Origin of the sequence: Actinokineospora cianjurensis, from assembly GCF_003663795.1 — a bacterium.
Classification (GTDB): domain Bacteria; phylum Actinomycetota; class Actinomycetes; order Mycobacteriales; family Pseudonocardiaceae; genus Actinokineospora; species Actinokineospora terrae.
On the sequence record NZ_RCDD01000005.1, the window covers coordinates 314746 to 332951 of the forward strand.

An 18206-nucleotide genomic window follows, 5' to 3' on the forward strand; every position below is an offset into this window, starting at 1 on the left:
CAGTGGCTCGGTCTCGATCATCGAGCAGGCCATCGGCTCGGGTGGGATACAGCGGACCGTGCCTGTGGGCACTGCTCCAACCGAGCGACACGCCCACTAGATGTGGGGTGCGATGGCCGGGCGCGCACCCATGTATTGTGCCTCTAGCTGGTTCGGCCGATCATCCAGATCGGTCGTCGCAAGAGGGAACCCGGTGTGAGTCCGGGGCTGCCCCGCAGCGGTGAGTGGGAACGAGAGCCGTCACGAAGCACTGGGCCACGACAGGTCTGGGAAGCGGCGGCCGGTAGGTGCCGATGAGGCGTGCCCGCGAGTCCGAAGACCTGCCAGCGCTTCCGCACGCGTCCGCGTGCGGGTGTCCGCGGCCCCGAGGGAGGGCGGGAGGACGTGGCGGTCGCGCGCGCCCGCCCGGTCTCCGCTGCCCGGGGTCGCTCGGTGAGCGAGGAGAGACCTGTGACGGCCACGACCACCATGCGCGTGCGCAAGCGCGATGGGACGTTGGAACCGGTCGACGTCAACAAGATCGTCGGGGCGGTGCGCGCCCAGGCCACCGGACTGTCCGATGTGGACCCGTTGCGGGTGGCGACCAGGACGATCAGCGGTCTCTACGACGGCGCGAGCACCGAGGAGCTCGACCAGCTCTCCATCCAGACCGCCGCCGCGCTGGTGGCCGAGGAGCCGGAGTACTCCAAGCTCGCTGCCGGGCTGCTCGCCGCGTTCATCGGCAAGGAGGTGCGCAGGCAGGGCGTCGGCTCGTTCAGCGACAGCATCGCGCTCGGCCACGACCAGGGCCTGATCGGTGATACCACCGCCGCGTTCGTCGCCGCCAACGCCACCGAGCTCGACGGCGCCGTCGACCCCGCGGCCGACCGGCGGTTCGAGTACTTCGGCCTGCGCACCGTCTACGACCGCTACCTGCTGCGACACCCCGAGCAGCGCACCGTGATCGAGATGCCGCAGTACTGGCTGCTGCGGGTCGCCTGCGGCCTGTCCACGACCGCCGCCGAGGCCATCGGGTTCTACCGGCTGATGTCGTCGCTGGCGTACCTGCCCAGCTCGCCGACCCTGTTCAACTCCGGCACCCAGCACACCCAGATGTCCTCGTGCTACCTGCTCGACTCCCCGCGCGACGAGCTGGAGTCGATCTACGAGCGCTACGCCCAGATCGCCAGGCTGTCGAAGTTCGCGGGCGGCATCGGCGTGCAGTGGTCCCGGGTCCGCTCCCGCGGCGCCCTGATCCGCGGCACCAACGGCCACTCCAACGGCATCGTGCCGTGGCTGCGCACCCTGGACGCGTCGGTGTCGGCGGTCAACCAGGGCGGTAGGCGCAAGGGCGCGGCCTGCGTGTACCTCGAGACCTGGCACCCGGACATCGAGGAGTTCCTGGAGCTGCGCGACAACACCGGCGAGGACGCCAGGCGCACGCACAACCTCAACCTGGCCAACTGGATCCCCGACGAGTTCATGCGCCGGGTCGAGGCCGACGCCGACTGGTCGCTGTTCGACCCGGACGAGCTGCCCGAGCTGGTCGACCTGTGGGGCGAGGACTTCGACCGCGCCTACCGCGGCGCCGAGGAGGCGGGCCGGGCCGTGCGCACGGTCAAGGCCCGCGACCTCTACGGCAAGATGATCCGCACGCTGGCGCAGACCGGCAACGGCTGGATGACCTTCAAGGACACCTCGAACCGGACCTGCAACCAGACCGCCGAGCCGGGCAACGTGGTGCACCTGTCCAACCTGTGCACCGAGATCCTCGAGATCACCAGCGACGAGGAGACCGCGGTCTGCAACCTCGGCTCGGTCAACCTCGGCGCGCACGTGCTCGCCGACTCTCCCGACGGCATGGACTGGGAGCGGCTGCGCGCGACCGTGCGCACCGCCGTGGTGTTCCTCGACCGTGTGATCGACATCAACTACTACCCGACCGAGCAGGCTGCCCGCAGCAACCCGCGCTGGCGGCCGGTCGGCCTCGGCGTCATGGGCCTGCAGGACGTCTTCTTCAAGCTCGGCCTGCCGTTCGACTCCCCGAGGGCGCGGGAGCTCTCGACCCGCGTCGCCGAGGAGATCTACCTGACGGCGCTGGAGTCGTCTGCCACGCTGGCCGAGGAGTCGGGCGCGCACCCGTCGTTCGCGCAGACCCGCGCCGCCCGCGGTGACCTGCAGCCCGACCTGTGGGGCGTCACGCCGACGCAGACCGAGCGGTGGACCGCCGTGCGGGCCCGCGTCGCCGAGCACGGCCTGCGCAACTCGCTGCTGATCGCCGTCGCGCCGACCGCCACCATCGCCTCCATCGCGGGCTGCTTCGAGTGCATCGAGCCGCAGGTGTCGAACACGTTCAAGCGCGAGACCCTCTCCGGGGAGTTCCTGCAGATCAACTCCTACCTCGTGCGCGAGCTCAAGGCGCGCGGGCTGTGGACCGACGACGTCCGGTCGCGGCTCAAGCGCGATGAGGGGTCCGTGCAGGGGCTCACCGAGCTGCCTGCCGACGTGCGCGAGCTGTTCCGCACCGCGTGGGAGCTGCCGCAGAAGGCACTGGTCGACCTGGCCGCCGCGCGCGGCCCGTACATCGACCAGAGCCAGTCGCTGAACCTGTTCGTGGCGTCGCCGACCATCGGCAAGCTGTCCTCGATGTACCTCTACGCCTGGAAGTCCGGGCTGAAGACCACGTACTACCTGCGCTCCCGCCCGGCGACGCGCATCCAGCAGGCGACCGTGCCGACCGCGGCAGCCGCCCCGGTCGACGCCGAGGCCATCGCCTGCTCCCTGGAGAACCCCGAGTCCTGCGAGGCATGCCAGTGACGGCTCTTGAGACCACCGGCCTGGCGGGCACCGCCCGCGGCCACGCGCTGCTCGACCCCGGCATGGACCTGACCCTGCGGCCCATGCGCTACCCGCTGTTCTACGACCGCTTCCGCGACGCCATCAAGAACACCTGGACCGTCGAGGAGGTCGACCTGCACTCCGACCTCGCCGACCTGGCCAAGCTCTCGCCTGCCGAGCGGCACCTGGTCAACCGGCTGGTGGCGTTCTTCGCGACCGGCGACACCATCGTCGCCAACAACCTGGTGCTCAACCTCTACGAGCACCTCAACGCGCCGGAGGCCCGGCTCTACCTGTCGCGGCAGCTGTTCGAGGAGGCCGTGCACGTCCAGTTCTACCTGACGCTGCTCGACACCTACCTGCCCGACGAGGACGAGCGGATCGCGGCTTTCGCGGCGGTGGACAACATCCCGTCGATCCGCGCCAAGGCCGAGTTCTGCTACAAGTGGATCGACTCCATCTCCGGCCTCACCCGCCTGGAGTCCAAGGCGGACCGCCGCGGCTTCCTGCTCAACCTCATCTGCTTCGCCGCCTGCATCGAGGGCCTGTTCTTCTACGGCGCCTTCGCCTACGTGTACTTCCTGCGCTCCCGCGGCCTGCTCAACGGCCTCGCGTCGGGCACGAACTGGGTTTTCCGCGACGAGTCCATGCACATGGCCTTCGCCTTCGACGTGGTGGACACCGTGCGCCGCGAGGAACCCGACCTGTTCGACGACGAGCTGATCGACCAGGTCAAGCAGATGATCCGCGAAGCCGTCGACGCCGAGACCGCGTTCGCCGAAGACCTGCTGGTCCGCGGCGTGGCAGGCATGTCCGTCGCCGACATGCGCACCTACCTGGAACACGTGGCCGACCGCCGCCTCCAGGTCCTGGGCATCCCCCCCATCTACGGTTCCCCCAACCCCTTCGCCTTCATGGAACTCCAAGACGTCCAAGAACTCTCCAACTTCTTCGAACGCCGAGTCTCCGCCTACCAGGTAGCAGTAACCGGCTCCGTCTCCTTCGACGAAGACTTCTAGGTTGCACCCGCCGGGCTGGGCACCTCCACTGGACCCAGCCCGGCTCCGATCGTACGTGTCCGGCCTGGTCCGGCCAGCGGCTCGCGGCTTCGCGACACCATGGTGCATCTCTAGATAGGGGCTAGGTAGAGTTCTGGGTATGGCAGGCCCACGCATGACGTTGCCGACGCAGTTGGTGCTGCGCGCCCTGATGGAGAACCCCGACCAGGAGATGTACGGGCTCGAGATCTGCGCGGCCGCCGGACTGCCCAGCGGCACCATCCACCCACTGCTCGCCCGGCTCGAACGGGTCGGCTGGCTGCGCAGCCGCTGGGAGGACATCGACCCGGCCCAGGAAGGCAGGCCCCGCCGCCGCTACTACGGCCTCGACCCCAACAGCCTCGCCCCCATCCGCGCCGCCCTCACCCGCGTCGAAGCCTCACAAGCCGCCCTCACCCGCCTGCGTCCCGGCCTCGCGGGCGGTGCCCGATGACAGGTACCTCTCCGAGCAGTAGTGCTCCCGTCCGTGGCGGAAGTGGCGGCGTCGCACGCGGTCGAGCCCACGAACTCGCGCACATCCTCGTGCGGGATCTGGCCCGCACCCGCGATGTCGCCAACGAGCGCGAGGTCGCCATAAGACTGGGGCGCCCTAACAAGCCCCTCGACGGCTATCTGAGTCCCAATCTGGTTCTCGACCTCACCCGCACGCGCGACTTGTACCTGTCCCGGGCTCGCGACAGCGCCCGGGACCTGGCGAGTGCTCTCGACGTCGCCCGCATGCCGATCGGTGGTCACGATCTTCTCCGCATCCTTGACAACGTCGTTGCCCGGTGCGGCCGCGACTTCGATCACGTCGACGCCGAGCTGGTGGAGGCACTCGAGATCGTCGCCGCGAGCCTGGACGTCATGATCGGCGCGCTGAACCCGATCGTCGCTGTCGCCGAGACGGGCGGACGAGAGCAGAAGGCACCTGCGTTCCGGGTGGGGCGGATGTCGCGCGGGATGACTGGGCTCGCCGTGCGGTTGCTGCCTCCACACCACCGTGGGCAGTACCGGGAGATCTTCATGTCGGAGATGTGGGATCTCGCGTCGGGAGACGGCAACTGGTGGACACAACTTGTGTACGCGCTCCGAATCCTGCACCACGCACTCTTTCTTCGCCGGGAATTGCTCACCCCGCCTCCGTCAACACGCGAGCGGATCAAGTCATCGTGACCCGGGTTCCCTCCACCCCGCGCCCGCACCCCCACGGCCTGATCGGCTACGTCGTCGACGACCCCGCTCGCACCGACCAAGCCCTGCGGCTGCTGCGCTGGATCATCCCGGCCGCCATCGCCGCCCTGATCATCCTCGGCGCCATCGTCTTGGTCCTAGCCCCCAACCCGGCCACCGCAGCGATCACCACCGCGGCCATCACCGCGACCGGCGGGGGACTGGTCGTCGCCCGTCGTCGGGTTCGGCGGTAGGGGGTCAGCCGGTTTCGGTGGCGGTGGTGTTGTCCATGGCTCGGATGAGGTCGTCGCGGGCTCGGGCTACTCGGGAGCGGATGGTGCCGACCGGGCAGGCGGCGATCTCGGCGGATTCGGCGTAGCTGAGGCCGAGGACCTGGGTCAGGACCAGGGCTTCCCTGCGGTCCGGGTCGAGCGCGTCGAGCAGGACGTTCAGCTCGACCACGCCCTCGAACCCAGACGTCGCCCCCACGCGGTCGGCCTCGTGTTCCCACACCACCCCGGCCGCCAGTCGGGGGCGGGCCTTGGCCATCCGGATCTGGTCGACCACGACGCGGCGGGCGATGACCAGGAGCCAGGTCTTGGCCGAGGAGCGACCGGCGAAGCCGCGCAGGCTGCTCAGCGCTCTGGCGAAGGTCTCCTGGGCGAGGTCGTCGGCGAGCGACACGTCGGCGAGGTGGGCGACGAAGCGCCACACGTCGCGCTGGGTGGCCCGCACGAACCGCTCCAGTGCGTCCCGGTCGCCCGTGCGCGCGCGCAGCGCCCAGCGGGTCACCTCGTCATCGGGGGTCATGATCCCGGATCGTAACCACACCCCGCCGGGAACTCGTGCGCCATATGGAGCGACTATTCACCACGTGGACTGCGATACCTGCCGTGCCGCGCTCTCGGCCCGCCTCGACGGTGAGGCCGAGCCCGCGCCCGCCGCCGAGACCGACGGCCACCTCGCGCTGTGCCAGGACTGCGCCGGGTGGCTGGACAGGGCCGAGGTGCTGACCAGGTCGATCCGGGTTCGACCGGCCGAACCGGTGCCCGACCTGGTGGACGCCGTGCTGGCCATCCCGTCGCCGCGCGGGCGGGCCGTCGGGCCGCGGGTCGCGCTGGCCGTGGTCGCCCTGGTGCAGCTCGGGCTCGCCCTGTCGCAGCTGTTCACCGGCGCCACCGGCGGCCACACCGACCACGGCATGACCGGCCACCTGTTCAACGAGGGCGCTGCCTGGAACCTCGCTCTCGGCGTCGGCCTCCTCGTCGCCGCCTGGCAGTCCCACCGCGCCGCGGGCCTGCTGCCGACCCTCGCCGGTTTCGTCGCCGTCCTGGTCGCCTTCTCCGCCCACGACCTCATCACCGGCAGCGCCAGCGCCGAGCGCGTCCTGTCCCACCTCCCGGTCGTCGTCGGCCTGGCCCTGCTGCTCGTCGTCTCCCGCGCCTTCCGAAAACAGCCGACCCCCGGCACCCCTGTCCTCTATGGACACACAGACACCGGCACCGACGTCGCCGACCCGCCAGAACCCGCCCCCGGCAGCAAACCCCGCCACCTCCGCCCCACCGCCAAGCACGCCGCCTGACCTCCTCCCACCCACCGGACAGACCCACGCCAGGGCGGTCCAACCCCACTGCCCAGTGCGTCCACCCGGGCGGGCTCCACCTCCGTGAGCCCGCCCGGGCCCCGGCTACCCTCCGCAGGTGGTCCCACCCGACAGCAGAGCCGCCGACGCCATCGCCCGCGCGGTCGTGGAGGGCACCGTCCCCGTGGTCACGGCCTGGCCCACCGACGAGTCCGCCGGTCACCAGGCCGTCGGCGTCTGGCGCGACGCCGAGAACGCCGTCGCCGTCCTGGCCACCCGGACCTGGTGACACGCCGCGACGCTTCACGTGTGAACGCGGTCGCCCTCTTCAGGCTGGCCCGGACACCCGCTTGGTAGTCGTCGCTGCACCAGACGAGTCCGGCGGGGACGGGGTGGGCGGCCTAGGGTCGGGGGATGCGGATTCTGCTCACCGGCGGTGCCGGGTTCATCGGGTCGCACATCGCGGACGCCGTTCGGCAGCGGGGAGACTCGGTGGTGGTGCTGGATTCCCTGTTGCCGCAGGCGCACGGCAGCGGTGATCTTCCGGTGTGGTCGGCCGGGTTCGAGGTCGTGCGGGGGGACGTCCGCGACCGCGAGGTGCTCGATCGGCTGCTCGACGGGGTTGACGTGGTGTGCCACCAGGCGGCGATGGTGGGGCACGGGGTGGATCCGTCGGACGCGCCGGAGTACGCCGGTATCAACGACTTCGGGACCGCGGTCCTGCTCGCGGCCATGTACGGGCACAAGGTCCAGCGGCTGGTGCTGGCCAGTTCGATGGTCGTCTACGGTGAGGGGCGGTACCACTGCGCGAGCCACGGCGTCGTCACCCCCGGTCAGCGGCGCGTGGAGGACCTCGAGGCGGGCAGGTTCGAGCCCGGCTGCCCGCACTGCGGCGAACCCCTCGAACCCGGCCTGGTCCCCGAGGACGCGCCGCTCGACCCCCGCAGCACTTACGCGGCAACGAAACTCGCCCAGGAGCACCTCTGCGCGGCCTGGGCGCGCCAGACCGGGGGAGACGTCTGGGCGTTGCGGTACCACAACGTCTACGGTCCGCGGATGCCCAGGGACACGCCGTACGCGGGGGTGGCGTCGATCTTCCGGTCGTCGCTGGAGCGGGGTGGGGCGCCGAAGGTGATGGAGGACGGCCACCAGCGGCGGGACTTCGTGCACGTCACCGATGTGGCGCGCGCGAACCTGGCCGCGATCGCCGAACCCGCCCCCGCGGGCGTGTGCCGACCGGTCAACGTCTGCTCCGGCACCCCGCACACCGTCGGCGAGATGGCCACGGCGCTGTCCGAGGCGATGAACGGCCCAGCGCCGCACGTGGTCGGCGGCGCGAGGGCGGGCGACGTCCGGCACGTGGTGGCCGATCCGGCCAGGGCGCGCGCGGAACTCGGGTTCGTCGCTGAAGTGTCCTTTGAGGACGGAATGGTCGAGTTCGCTAAGGCCCCGCTGCGGGGGTGATCACCAGACGGTGAGCAGGAGGTGGTTGACCGCCAGGGCCAGCACGGCCTGCGCGGCCAGCCACCACCTGGCACCCGCTCGCGGCAGCCACGCGCACGCCACCACCAACCACGTCCCGAACGGCAGCCAGATCCGCTCCACCTCGGCCTTGCTCAACCCCGAGACATCCGCGCCGAGCACCGCCACCAGCCCGGCCGCGACCAATGCCGCCGCGCCCCACCCGAACAGCCGAGGGGCGACCACGGCCCGCCGCACGCCCGCGATCACGGCCGGTCCCAAGGCGAAGGCCAACGCGGCGAGGTTCGCCCACACGAAGTACCAGTACGGCCGGGATTGCGCGATGCTGCCCGCGTACAGGACCTTGGTCAGTTCGTACCCGGTGAACCACCAGAACCCCGCCGCCGTGAACGCCACGACCACCAGGGCCGCCCCGAACACGGCGAACAGCGCCGCGCGCCACTGCCGAGTCACGGCAACCACGGCCAGTGCCACCGCACCGCCCAACGCCAAGCCGTACGACAGGTACAGGCAGTAGCCGAGCAACACGCCCGCTCCCACGGCGACCACCGCCCGCTCGCGCCGGGTCGAGGCCCAAGCGAGCCCGGCGACACCCCACGCCAGTACCGCCGCGAACAGTCCATCGGCGGACACGCCCACCCACACCGCGCCGGGGAACAGCACCGAGAACGGCAGCACCGCGCGCGCCACCCGCTCGTCGGCCAGCGCCTTGACCGCGATCGCCACCGCCGCGCACGCCGAGGAGCCGACGAGCACGCACAGCGCCGACGCGGCCGCGCCGCCACCCAGGCCGATCCGGTCAAGCCAGACGAACAGGAGGAACGCGCCGGGCGGGTGGGCACCGACGTGCGTTGTCCACGCGCCGGGTTGGTCGGTGAGGATGTGCGAGGTGAAGTCGCGCACCATGCCTGGGATGTCGGTCACCCTGGGCACGTCGGTCAGGTACTCGTCGCGGCTGGTCAGCCTGCCCGCGAAGCCCTTGCCGTAGCCGTCGGACAGCGCCAGCGCGAACGTCCAGCCGAGCGAGGTGAGCCAGGCGAGACCGAGCAACGGCTTCCAGCCCTGCCGCTCGGCAAGCCCCGGCCCCCAGGCCACGACCGCCACGGCGATCAGGACGGCGAACGCGGTGCCCGGGCCGACGTGGGGGAGCCATTGGGCGAGCAGTGGTGGAAATGGCAGGAAAATGTTGACGCCGGCACGTTTGAGATCCCAACCCACGAATGCGGCCACCACGACGACACCCACCGCGACCGCGACGGCCACCAGGTCGTACCGGGTCGATCGGCGATCGGAATCCGTTGGGGGAGAAGGAGATGGCGAGTGGGGGGACCGCACCGGCGTCAGTGTAGGGCCAGTGGGGGAGTTCCGCAGAACGCGGGAAAAACTGATCGACAAGCAATCCCGGGCGCCGTCCAGTACGAATCCCCCTTGTGACCGAAACTGTCGAGGTCGTCCTCCCGTGCCTCAACGAGGCCGAGGCCCTACCAGGCGTCCTGCGGGCCATGCCCGATGGCTACACCGCGTTGGTGGTCGACAACGGCTCGACCGACGGGACCGCCGAGGTGGCCCGCCGGTGCGGTGCCCGGGTCGTGGTCGAGCGCAGGCGCGGGTACGGCGCGGCTGTCCACACCGGCCTGGAGCAGGCGCGCGGTGACCTCGTCGCCGTGCTCGACGCCGACGGCTCGATCCACCCGTCCGAGTTGCTCACCCTGGTCCGGCTGGTGACCGGGGGCGCCGACCTCGCGGTGGGTCGACGGGTGGCGGCGGACCGGTCCGTGCAGCCCTGGCACGCCCGCGCGGGCAACGCGGTCCTGTCGGCGATGCTGCGCCGCCGGGGCGTGCCCGTGCACGACATCGCCTCGGTGCGGGTGGGGCGCCGGGAGCGGTTGCTCGCCCTCGGGGTTGCCGATCGCGCTTTCGGGTACCCGGTGGAACTCCTGCGCCGCGCCGCCGACTCGGGGTGGCGGATCGAGGAGGTCGACGTGGCCTACCTCCCGCGCGCGGGTGGCAAGTCCAAAGTGTCCGGTTCGGTGCTCGGCACCGTCCGGGCCGTCCGCGACCTCGGAACGGCGGTTCTGCGCTCATGACCCCCACGACAGCGCTCCTCGTGCTGGCCAAGTCCCCCCGGCCGGGATTCGTCAAGACCCGGCTCTGCCCACCCGCGACACCCGAGCAGGCGGCCAGGGTCGCCGCGGCCGCGCTGTTGGACACCATCCGCGCCCTGTGCGCGGTCCCGGGCGCCCAGCCAGTGATCGTCCTCTCCGGCGACCTCGACGACGCCGTCGACCACCGCGAACTCCGCCGCGCCGTGCGGGACCTGCCCGTGATCGCCCAGCGCGGTGACACCCTCGGCGAGCGGATCACCGCCGCCCACGACGACGTCGCCGACCTGCTCCCCGGCGCCGAGACCCTCCAGGTCGGCATGGACACCCCGCAGATCAGCCCCGACCTGCTCCGCGACTGCCGCCACGCCCTGCGCGCCCCCGACACCGACGCGCTACTCGGCCCCGCGGCGGACGGCGGCTGGTGGGTCCTCGGACTGCGCGACCCCCGCCGGGCTTCCGCCATCGCCGATGTCCCCACCTCGCGCGACGACACCGGGGAGCGCACCGCCGCTGCCCTGCGCGGTTGCGGGCTGCGCTTGGTCGGCGCGCCGCAACTGACCGATGTGGACACTGTCGACGACGCCCGAATGGTCGCCGCGTCGCTGCCGGGCAGCCGGTTCGCCGCCGCGGTTCGGGAACTGGTGTGACCGCGGAGTCGGATGTGGACTGCCGAACCCCGGTCCCCGACGAGTTCGCCACCGCGCTGGTGGGGACGGTCGCCGCGCTGGAGCTGTCCGACGGTCGCACCTCCCCGTTGCACCCCGACCGCTGGCGCGACCGGGCCTGCGGCGCGGACCGCTGGCTGCTCGACCGCTGCCACGGCCCGACCGTCGACCTCGGCTGCGGCCCGGGACGGCTGGTCGAGGCCCTGCTCGCCCGTGGCCTGTCCGCCCTGGGCGTCGACAAGTCCGACCAGGCGATCACCCAGTGCGGCGACCGCGGCGTCCCGGTCCGCCGAGCGGACATCTTCACCGCCCTGCCCGCCGAGGGCCGCTGGGACCACGCCCTGCTCGCCGACGGCAACATCGGCATCGGCGGCGACCCGGTGGCACTCCTGCGCCGCGCGGGCACCCTGATCCGCGCGGGCGGCACCATCCTGGTCGAGACCACCCCCACCCCCACCGGCCTCTGGCGCGGCGCCGCCCGGGTCACCCCCCGCGGCCCCTGGTTCCCCTGGGCCGAGGTCGGCACCGACGCCATCGCCACCGTCGCCACCCGCGCGGGCCTGCGAGTGACCGAACACGGCACCACCACCAACCGCTGCTTCGCCCGACTGGGGCGATCCCATGCGCACTGACCCCCTCGAACCAACTGGCTCCCTCGAATCGGCTGACCCCCTCGAATCGACTGGCCCTCTCGAACCGGTTGACTCCCGTGAACCGGCTGACCCCCTCGAACCGGCTGACCCTCTCAGGCTGGCTGGTTCGCTCGAATCGACTGGCCCCCGACACGGGTCGGGTGATGGTGGCCGGTCTACCCGCCGCGGATCCCCCGGTCGGTCACGCGGATGCTTGCCGAGGTCGGCAGAACGCCGCGCGCCGATGTTGTCGGTCGCGCCACCGTTTCCGAGTCGGCCCGCGCCTGCGGGCCTCCGTCGGCCGGTCTGCTCACGTCGCGGGCGGACCGGCGCGGCCGAGTGGGTGTCTGCCCGACAGCGAGCCTGCGGGCGTGCCGCAAGCGTGTGCCTCGCTGGTCGTGCCACCGGAACCGCCGGGCCCATGCCCACTGACCCCCTCGAACCGGCTGGTTCCCGTGAACTGGCTGGCTCCCTCGAACTGGCTGGCTCCCATCAACCGGCCGGCTGCGGCCACCTCGCGGACGTCCACAGGCACATCACCACGGGCAGTCGCCCATGAGAGTCCAGGAGCAGGCCGTGGGGTGGCTGCGGGACCGCTGGCCGTTTCGACCCGAGCGGTGGCGGAGTCCGTTGCGCGGGCCCTGGTTGACCGCTGTGTTCGGGCTCGTGCTCCTCGTGGCGCTCCCGATCGTCGCCATCACGGGGTTGTTGTCCTACATCGCTTACGGACCCCAGTTCGGCCAAGCCATCCCCGGCGACGTCGGCTGGTTGCGGTTGCCGGGGTTCGACTGGCCCACCCACCCCGCTTGGCTCTACCAACTCACCCAGGGACTGCACGTCGGTCTCGGGCTGGTCCTGGTCCCGGTGGTGCTGGCCAAGCTGTGGTCTGTCCTACCGCGACTGTTCGCCTGGCCGCCGGTTCGCTCGGTGACGCACCTGCTGGAGCGGCTGTCCGTGCTGCTGCTGGTCGGCTCGATCCTGTTCGAGATCGTCACCGGTCTGCTCAACATCCAGTACGACTACGTCTTCGGGTTCAGCTTCTACACCGCCCACTACTACGGCGCCTGGGTCTTCATGGCCGCGCTCGCCGCCCATCTCGTGATCAAGTTCCCGGCGTTGGTCGCCGCGCTCAGGTCGCGGTCGCTGCGCGTGGAGTTGCGCACCTCCCGGGCCGATACCCGCCAGGAGCCGCAAGACGGCGGACTGGTCGCCACGGCGCCCACCAAACCGACCATCAGCAGGCGCGGCGCGCTCGGCGTGGTCGCGGGTGGGTCGCTGCTCGTCGGTGTGCTCTCCGTCGGGCAGACCGTCGGCTGGCTGCGGCCGCTCGCCCTCCTGGTGCCCCGCGGTCTGGACCCCGGCGACGGCCCCAACGGGTTCCCGGTCAACCGCACCGCCGCCGCGGCGGGCATTACCGCCACCGACACCGGCCCCGCCTGGACCCTCCAGTTGACCGGCACGACCCGGGTCGCCCTGGACCGCGCGGGACTCGCCGCCCTGCCCCAGCACACCGCCACGCTGCCGATCGCCTGCGTCGAAGGGTGGTCCACAACCCAGGAGTGGACCGGTGTCCGACTCCGCGACCTCGCGCGTCTGTCGGGAGTGGACGAACCGACCGCCGCCCGCGTCCGGTCGTGCGAACGCGACGGCGCCTTCAACTCCGCCATGTTGCAGGGGAACCAGGTCCTCGACCCCGACGCGCTGCTCGCCCTGCTGGTGAACGGCGCCGACCTGTCCCCGGACCACGGCTACCCCGCGCGGGTCATCGTCCCCGCCCTGCCCGGTGTGCACAACACCAAGTGGGTCCGCTCGATCGAGTTCCTGACGTGACGCACGCCCACGGCCCCTGGCACGCCGCGACCCTGCTGGGCAGCCTCGCGGTGACCGCCTACGCCATCACCCGCATCGCCGACGACCCCAGCCTCCCCCGCATGGCGACGTGGTTCCTGACCGCCGCGATCGCCCACGACCTGGTCCTCTTCCCCGCCTACACCGCGGCAGACCGCGCGATCACCAGCCTCGACACCCGCGTCCCACTGGTCAACCACATCCGCGCACCCCTGCTGGCCTCGGCACTGCTCCTGCTGATGTTCTTCCCCGGCATCGTCCGCCAAGGCGCCGAGACCTTCCACACCGCGACCGGCCTGACCCAGACCCCGTTCCTGGCCCGCTGGCTCCTGCTCACCGCCGCCTTCATCGCGACGAGCGCCGCCGTCTACGCGGTCCGGGTCTTCCTGAGCAGACCACGAGGACAGCGGGCCCCGGTGATCACCGCTCGCCGGTCAGCTTCCTGGCGGCGACCCTGGCCGCGCCGGTGATGACGCCGACCGGGCCGCGGGTGCGGTACTGCGCCACGAGCCGGTCCGCCACCCGGGGGCGGGGGGCGGCCGCTGCCAGGCGCGGGCCGATCGTCGGTTCCGGCTGCGGCAGCATGGCGAACCCGATCGTCACCTGGCCCGAGGACACCGTGCCCCCGGCGCGGGCCGCGAGCGGTAACCACACCGCGGAGTACGGGTAGTCGAACTCCACGAGGTTGCCGCCGAGCCAGGTGCACTCGGCGAAGGTCAGGTCGGCGAAGTCCGCCGGGTCGTCCCACCGCAGCACCTTCGCCACCCGGTCGTGGCCCGCGATGACCCGTGCCTCGATCCAGTCCACCCGCACCAGGGCGGGGCGGCCGGGGATCGCCAGGGACACGTGCGTGATGTCCTCGCTCGCGAACCCCATCCGCGCGAACGAGAGCCCGTTGTGGTTGATCCGCACCCGGCGGCGTGGGCCGTCGTGCCAGACCTCGTCGCGCGCCCGGTACCGCAGGTGCGTCTCGAAGGGCTTGCCGGAGGGTTCGAACACCGCCGGGTCCAACGACCCCGCGGCCACCGCCCTGGCCGCGGCGGCGAGCTTGCGGTCCGAGGCGGCCAGCAGTGACGGCCAGAACGAGTCCCGCATGTGCAGGTCGTCGAGGTCGTTGGGGGACAGGTACGGGATGGCCTGCACCAGGTCCGCCGGGATCAGCCTGGTGACGGCGGCGGAACCGAAGTTGTCGTCGTGCTGCCAGTTGCCCAGCACCGACGCCTCCCGCGCGGTCGGCGTCCTGAGCACGGCGGTCAGGATGGCGGCCAGCCGCGGTGCCGCGGTGGTCAGCAGCGGCCAGTTCTTGTCGGTGGCGACGTAGCGGTACCAGTTCTCCTGGAACGCGCGGATGCCGTCCTGCACGGCCCGGCGCTCGGTGAGCTGCGTGGCGTTGCCCGCGACGGGACCGAGCACCGGCTCGCCGCCCTCGGTGAAGTCGATCAGCGAGCCGCACAGCGCGTTGATCGACTGCTCGAGCACCTCGGGGCTGCGGCTGGCCGCGGCGATCACCTCCCGCGGGTGCCCGGCCTGACCGAGGTAGCCCTCGACCCGCAGACCGGCCAGCAGCACCGGGGTGCACCGCTCGTTGGTGGCCAGGTAGAGCCCGGCAGGCTCGATGTCGATGCCCACCCGGTGCAGCAGCCTGGAGAGCTGCAGCTGGATGGTGCCGCCCCAACCGATGTCGACCAGGGTCAGCTCGTCGCCGTCGAGCGCCCCGGCCTCGCGCAGGGACCGCACCAGCCGCTCGCGGGCCCCGGTGACCATGACCGCCAGCCGGTTGCGCAGGTGCGCGGTCCCGGTCAGCGCGGCGCACACCGTGCTGATGGTGTGCTCGTTGTCGAACATCGCGTCCAGCGACCCGGCGAGCTCGGGCACCTCGCCCGGCTGCAGGTGCAACGTCTCCAGCAGTTGACGCACGGTGAGCTCGTGGCGTGGCCGCAGGAACTCGCGCACCGCCTCGGGTTCCTCGGCGTCGAGGGTGGCGACCGAGACCACGTGCCGCGAGAGCCACACCGGCTTGGCCCGCACGGCCCACCCCCGGGCCCGCGCGGCGTTGTCGATCATCACCGAGAGCAGTTCGCCCTCGCGCATCGGGCACCACACCACCGGTGTGCCCGCCTCGTGCGCCTTGGCCGCGACCCACTCGGCGAACCCGGTCAGCACCGGCCCGAGCACCGCGGCGCCGTAGCGCCACGACGTCTCCACCGCCGTCGGCTCCGACGCCGCGCGCGCCCCCAGGGTCCGCGCGCGCAGCGTGGTCAGGCCGAAGTCGCCGTGCGCGGGGTCGACCAGGTCGCCGAACGGGCCGAACGAGTCCAGCGTCTCGGCCTCGCGTTCGATGACCTGCTGGAAATCGCGGTCCACCCGTTCGTAGAAGACGGCGCGCAGACCGAGCTCGCCCGCCGCCTCGACGTCGGCGACCGGGTTGTCGCCGATGTGCAGCACCTGACCGGCGGCGAGGCCGAGGTCGCCGAGCACGACCTCCCACAGGCCGTGCGCCTTGTCCACGCCGTGCTGGTGGGACCGGAAGACCCGCACGTCGGCGAGCGACCCGATCTCGGGCCGGTCCAGCAGGTGCGCGAGGTGCTCCTCGGTGAAGTAGGTGTCGGAGACCAGCACCAGGGGGATGCCGTTGTCGCGCGCCGCGCCGATGAGCGCGGCGATGTCGAGGTCGACGACGGTGAACGCGCGCTCCACCCGCACCTCGGCCGCCACCAGCTCGTCGAGGCCGACCGGCTCGAGGACCGCGGCGGGCATCGCCGCCCAGATGTCGAACAGCGACACCTCCCAGCCGAGCGACTCCCGCCGCGCCCGCGCGGTCTGCTCCGCGGCGATGCGCATCCTGCGGAACGCGGCGTCACCGATCCACGCGGGCAGTTGCCCGGTCGAGCGCAGGTGTGCGGCCAGCACGGCGAACAGGTCGGTGGGTCTTGGCACGCGCCGCCACAGGACCGTGTCGAACACGTCGAGCGAGAGCACCGAGCACGACCCGTCGGCGATCATCCGCGCGACGGTGCCGAGTTGGCCGTGGCTCGCGATCCGCGAATCCGGAGAACTGTTCGCCATTCTTTCCCCCTGGAGGGTTGTCCGTCGTGGACGACGCGCGAGCATAGACCATCTTCGCGACGCCGCTCCCGGTCGGGACTGGGGATTCACGCAGCGCCGCGGATTCGGGTCGTCGGCGGTGGCCACCACGACTCTTCGGCTACCTTACGTTATCACTCGGACGTGTTGCGCTACGGATCGTTACCGGGCTGGTGCTGGGTGCGCGAGGTGCAGCACAGGCGGTGCGGAACCCTGCGTAACGCCCAGTGCCGGTGGTGAAATGCCGAGGATTGCCAACCTGGAGCGCCTGCACAAGTCCCTGAAATGGGATTTCGGCTGCGTCGGCCCCGATTGTTTCCGCCGATCGGCCTATTCTCCGGCCCGAGCGCGCGGGCCGGACTACCGCATTTGTCGGCGGCCGTTCAGTTCGCGGTGCGCAGCGCCTGCACGACCAGCAGCGCGATGTCGTCCTGGGTCGGGTCGGTGCCGACCAGCGCCGCCATCACCTGGGCGCAGACGGTGTCCGGGTCCTCCGGGGTGACGGCGGCGGCCAAGCGGCGCAGGTACGGGTCGATCGGTTCGCGGCGGCGCTCGACCAGGCCGTCGGTGTAGAAGGCGAGCACGGCGCGGTCGGGCAGGTCGACCACCGTGGCGCGCCTGCGCCGCCCGGCACCGAGCCCGAGGCCGACTGGCGTGTCCGGCGGCACCTCGACCAGCCCCGAGGCCGCGCCGGGCACCGCGATGACCGGGGGCGGGTGGCCCGCCGAGGACAGCGTCACCCGGCGCGTGCGGCAGTCGACCACGGCGTAGGCGACGGTGGCCATGCTGCGCTTCTCGAAGTGCGACACCTTGCGGTGCAGCTTGGTCAGCACCTCGGCCGGGTCGTCGTTCTCCAGCGCGTACGCCCGCAGCGCGCTGCGCAACCTGCCCATCACGACCGCGGCGGCCAGGCCGTGGCCGGAGACGTCGCCGATCGCGACGCCGACCCGGCCGGAGGGCAGGGCGAACACGTCGTACCAGTCCCCGCCGACGCCGGTCGTGGCGCCGGGCACGTAGCGGGCGGCGAAGCGCAGGTCGTCGACGACCGGGAACCGGGTGGGCAGCAGGCTGCGCTGCAGCGCCGTGGTCGCGGCCCGCTCCGCGCTGGTCAACTCCGCCTGGATGGCCAGCGCCACCCGGTCGGCCACCAGCCGCAGCAGGTGGGTGTCGGCCTCGGTGAACGCCCTGGTGCCGGTCGAGCCGACGTGCAGCACCCCGACCAGGTCGTCACGGGCCAGGATCGGCACGCCGAGCAGCGCCCGCAGCCCCCGCCGCCACAGCAGCGGGTTGGCCACCGTCGTGGCGTCCACCCGGTCGATGACCAGCGGCGCCCTGGTCGCGGCGACCCGGCCCGCGAACCCGGCGCCGAGCTCGACGGTCACCCCGTGCAGGACCTCTTCCTCCAGGCCGGCCGTGGCGTGCACCCGCAGCCGCTCCGCCGCGCTGTCGTAGAGCAGGATCGTGGCGGTGTCCACGCCGAACGCGTCGCGGACCCTGGCCAGCAGCGCCCGCAGCGACTCCGCCTGCTCCATCTGCCGCAGCCCGACGTCGGTGATCGCTTCCAGCACGCCGACGCGATCGGTGGAGCCGGGGGTCTCCGGCACGCCGGGCAGCCTAGCCGGCCGGTGGCGCGCGCCGCCCCGGGTTGATCAAGGATGCCCCCGGTCGGGTGGCGCATCGGTACTGGTCGCCAGGGTGGGCCCCCGTACAGTGGGGTTCGGTTCGGCCGGGAGGTGGCACTCCAGGACTGTCCGGCGGTGATCCGGGTTCGGCGATCGTGA

The 18206-nt window shown here is 71.9% G+C and carries 17 protein-coding genes and 1 riboswitch; of the genes, 13 read left to right on the forward strand and 4 right to left on the reverse strand.

Features of this window, described 5'->3' with window-relative positions:
• Positions 1–131 precede the first annotated feature (131 nt).
• A riboswitch (cobalamin riboswitch) is annotated at positions 132–342 on the forward strand.
• A 108-nt stretch (positions 343–450) separates the two neighbouring features.
• From CLV68_RS26695 to CLV68_RS26715, 5 genes are all read left to right on the forward strand, one after another.
• Positions 451–2796, forward strand: a complete 2346-nt coding sequence (locus tag CLV68_RS26695; protein WP_246010125.1) for a ribonucleoside-diphosphate reductase subunit alpha — start codon at positions 451–453, stop codon at positions 2794–2796.
• Positions 2793–3836, forward strand: coding sequence for a ribonucleotide-diphosphate reductase subunit beta (locus tag CLV68_RS26700; RefSeq protein WP_246010126.1), 1044 nt, complete (start codon positions 2793–2795; stop codon positions 3834–3836). Before CLV68_RS26695 ends, CLV68_RS26700 begins: the two co-directional genes overlap by 4 nt.
• 139 nt (positions 3837–3975) lie before the next feature.
• Positions 3976–4308, forward strand: a complete 333-nt coding sequence (locus CLV68_RS35790; protein ID WP_281274699.1) for a PadR family transcriptional regulator — start codon at positions 3976–3978, stop codon at positions 4306–4308.
• Between the two features lie 89 nt (positions 4309–4397).
• Positions 4398–5030: a hypothetical protein gene (locus CLV68_RS26710; protein WP_121393642.1), complete on the forward strand. Its 633-nt coding sequence runs from the start codon at positions 4398–4400 to the stop codon at positions 5028–5030.
• Positions 5027–5281 (forward strand): hypothetical protein, encoded by a 255-nt coding sequence (locus CLV68_RS26715; RefSeq protein ID WP_121393643.1) that lies wholly within the window; start codon positions 5027–5029, stop codon positions 5279–5281. Before CLV68_RS26710 ends, CLV68_RS26715 begins: the two co-directional genes overlap by 4 nt.
• A gap of 4 nt (positions 5282–5285) precedes the next feature.
• On the opposite strand, the gene CLV68_RS26720 is transcribed toward CLV68_RS26715, so the two are convergent.
• Entirely contained in the window at positions 5286–5837 is a 552-nt protein-coding gene (locus tag CLV68_RS26720; RefSeq protein ID WP_121393644.1) for a sigma-70 family RNA polymerase sigma factor, read from the reverse strand.
• A 64-nt stretch (positions 5838–5901) separates the two neighbouring features.
• On the opposite strand from CLV68_RS26720, the gene CLV68_RS26725 reads away from it, so the two are divergent.
• The 3 genes from CLV68_RS26725 (at position 5902) to CLV68_RS26730 (ending at position 8073) form a co-directional block, all read left to right on the forward strand.
• Entirely contained in the window at positions 5902–6609 is a 708-nt protein-coding gene (locus tag CLV68_RS26725) for a zf-HC2 domain-containing protein (protein ID WP_170224601.1), read from the forward strand.
• A 118-nt stretch (positions 6610–6727) separates the two neighbouring features.
• Positions 6728–6898: a hypothetical protein gene (locus CLV68_RS34250; RefSeq protein ID WP_170224602.1), complete on the forward strand. Its 171-nt coding sequence runs from the start codon at positions 6728–6730 to the stop codon at positions 6896–6898.
• A gap of 125 nt (positions 6899–7023) precedes the next feature.
• The gene (locus CLV68_RS26730) at positions 7024–8073 is read left to right on the forward strand and encodes an NAD-dependent epimerase/dehydratase family protein (protein ID WP_121393646.1); all 1050 of its coding nucleotides are present in this window, start codon (positions 7024–7026) and stop codon (positions 8071–8073) included.
• Here the strand turns inward: CLV68_RS26730 and CLV68_RS26735 are convergent, their stop codons facing one another.
• Complete coding sequence (locus CLV68_RS26735; RefSeq protein WP_211346786.1) at positions 8074–9357, reverse strand: hypothetical protein; 1284 nt, start codon at positions 9355–9357, stop codon at positions 8074–8076.
• Positions 9358–9521: 164 nt separating this feature from the next.
• Here CLV68_RS26735 and CLV68_RS26740 point away from each other — a divergent pair, with 164 nt between their 5' ends.
• From CLV68_RS26740 to CLV68_RS26760, 5 genes are all read left to right on the forward strand, one after another.
• Positions 9522–10178: a glycosyltransferase family 2 protein gene (locus CLV68_RS26740; protein ID WP_121393648.1), complete on the forward strand. Its 657-nt coding sequence runs from the start codon at positions 9522–9524 to the stop codon at positions 10176–10178.
• Complete coding sequence (locus CLV68_RS26745) at positions 10175–10843, forward strand: TIGR04282 family arsenosugar biosynthesis glycosyltransferase (protein ID WP_121393649.1); 669 nt, start codon at positions 10175–10177, stop codon at positions 10841–10843. Before CLV68_RS26740 ends, CLV68_RS26745 begins: the two co-directional genes overlap by 4 nt.
• Entirely contained in the window at positions 10840–11493 is a 654-nt protein-coding gene (locus CLV68_RS26750) for a class I SAM-dependent methyltransferase (protein WP_121393650.1), read from the forward strand. The genes CLV68_RS26745 and CLV68_RS26750 overlap by 4 nt, the downstream gene beginning before the upstream one ends.
• 555 nt (positions 11494–12048) lie before the next feature.
• Entirely contained in the window at positions 12049–13323 is a 1275-nt protein-coding gene (locus CLV68_RS26755; protein WP_121393651.1) for a molybdopterin-dependent oxidoreductase, read from the forward strand.
• Positions 13320–13811, forward strand: coding sequence for a hypothetical protein (locus tag CLV68_RS26760; protein ID WP_211346777.1), 492 nt, complete (start codon positions 13320–13322; stop codon positions 13809–13811). Before CLV68_RS26755 ends, CLV68_RS26760 begins: the two co-directional genes overlap by 4 nt.
• Here CLV68_RS26760 and CLV68_RS26765 read toward each other — a convergent pair.
• Positions 13762–16407 carry an HAD family hydrolase gene (locus CLV68_RS26765; protein WP_121393652.1) on the reverse strand — a complete coding sequence of 882 codons (2646 nt, stop codon included), beginning with the start codon at positions 16405–16407 and terminating at the stop codon, positions 13762–13764. The two genes, CLV68_RS26760 and CLV68_RS26765, sit on opposite strands and share 50 nt — an antisense overlap.
• Positions 16408–16808: 401 nt before the next feature.
• On the reverse strand, positions 16809–18029 hold the full coding sequence (locus CLV68_RS26770) for a PP2C family protein-serine/threonine phosphatase (protein WP_246010128.1): 1221 nt from the start codon (positions 18027–18029) through the stop codon (positions 16809–16811).
• Positions 18030–18206 lie beyond the last annotated feature (177 nt).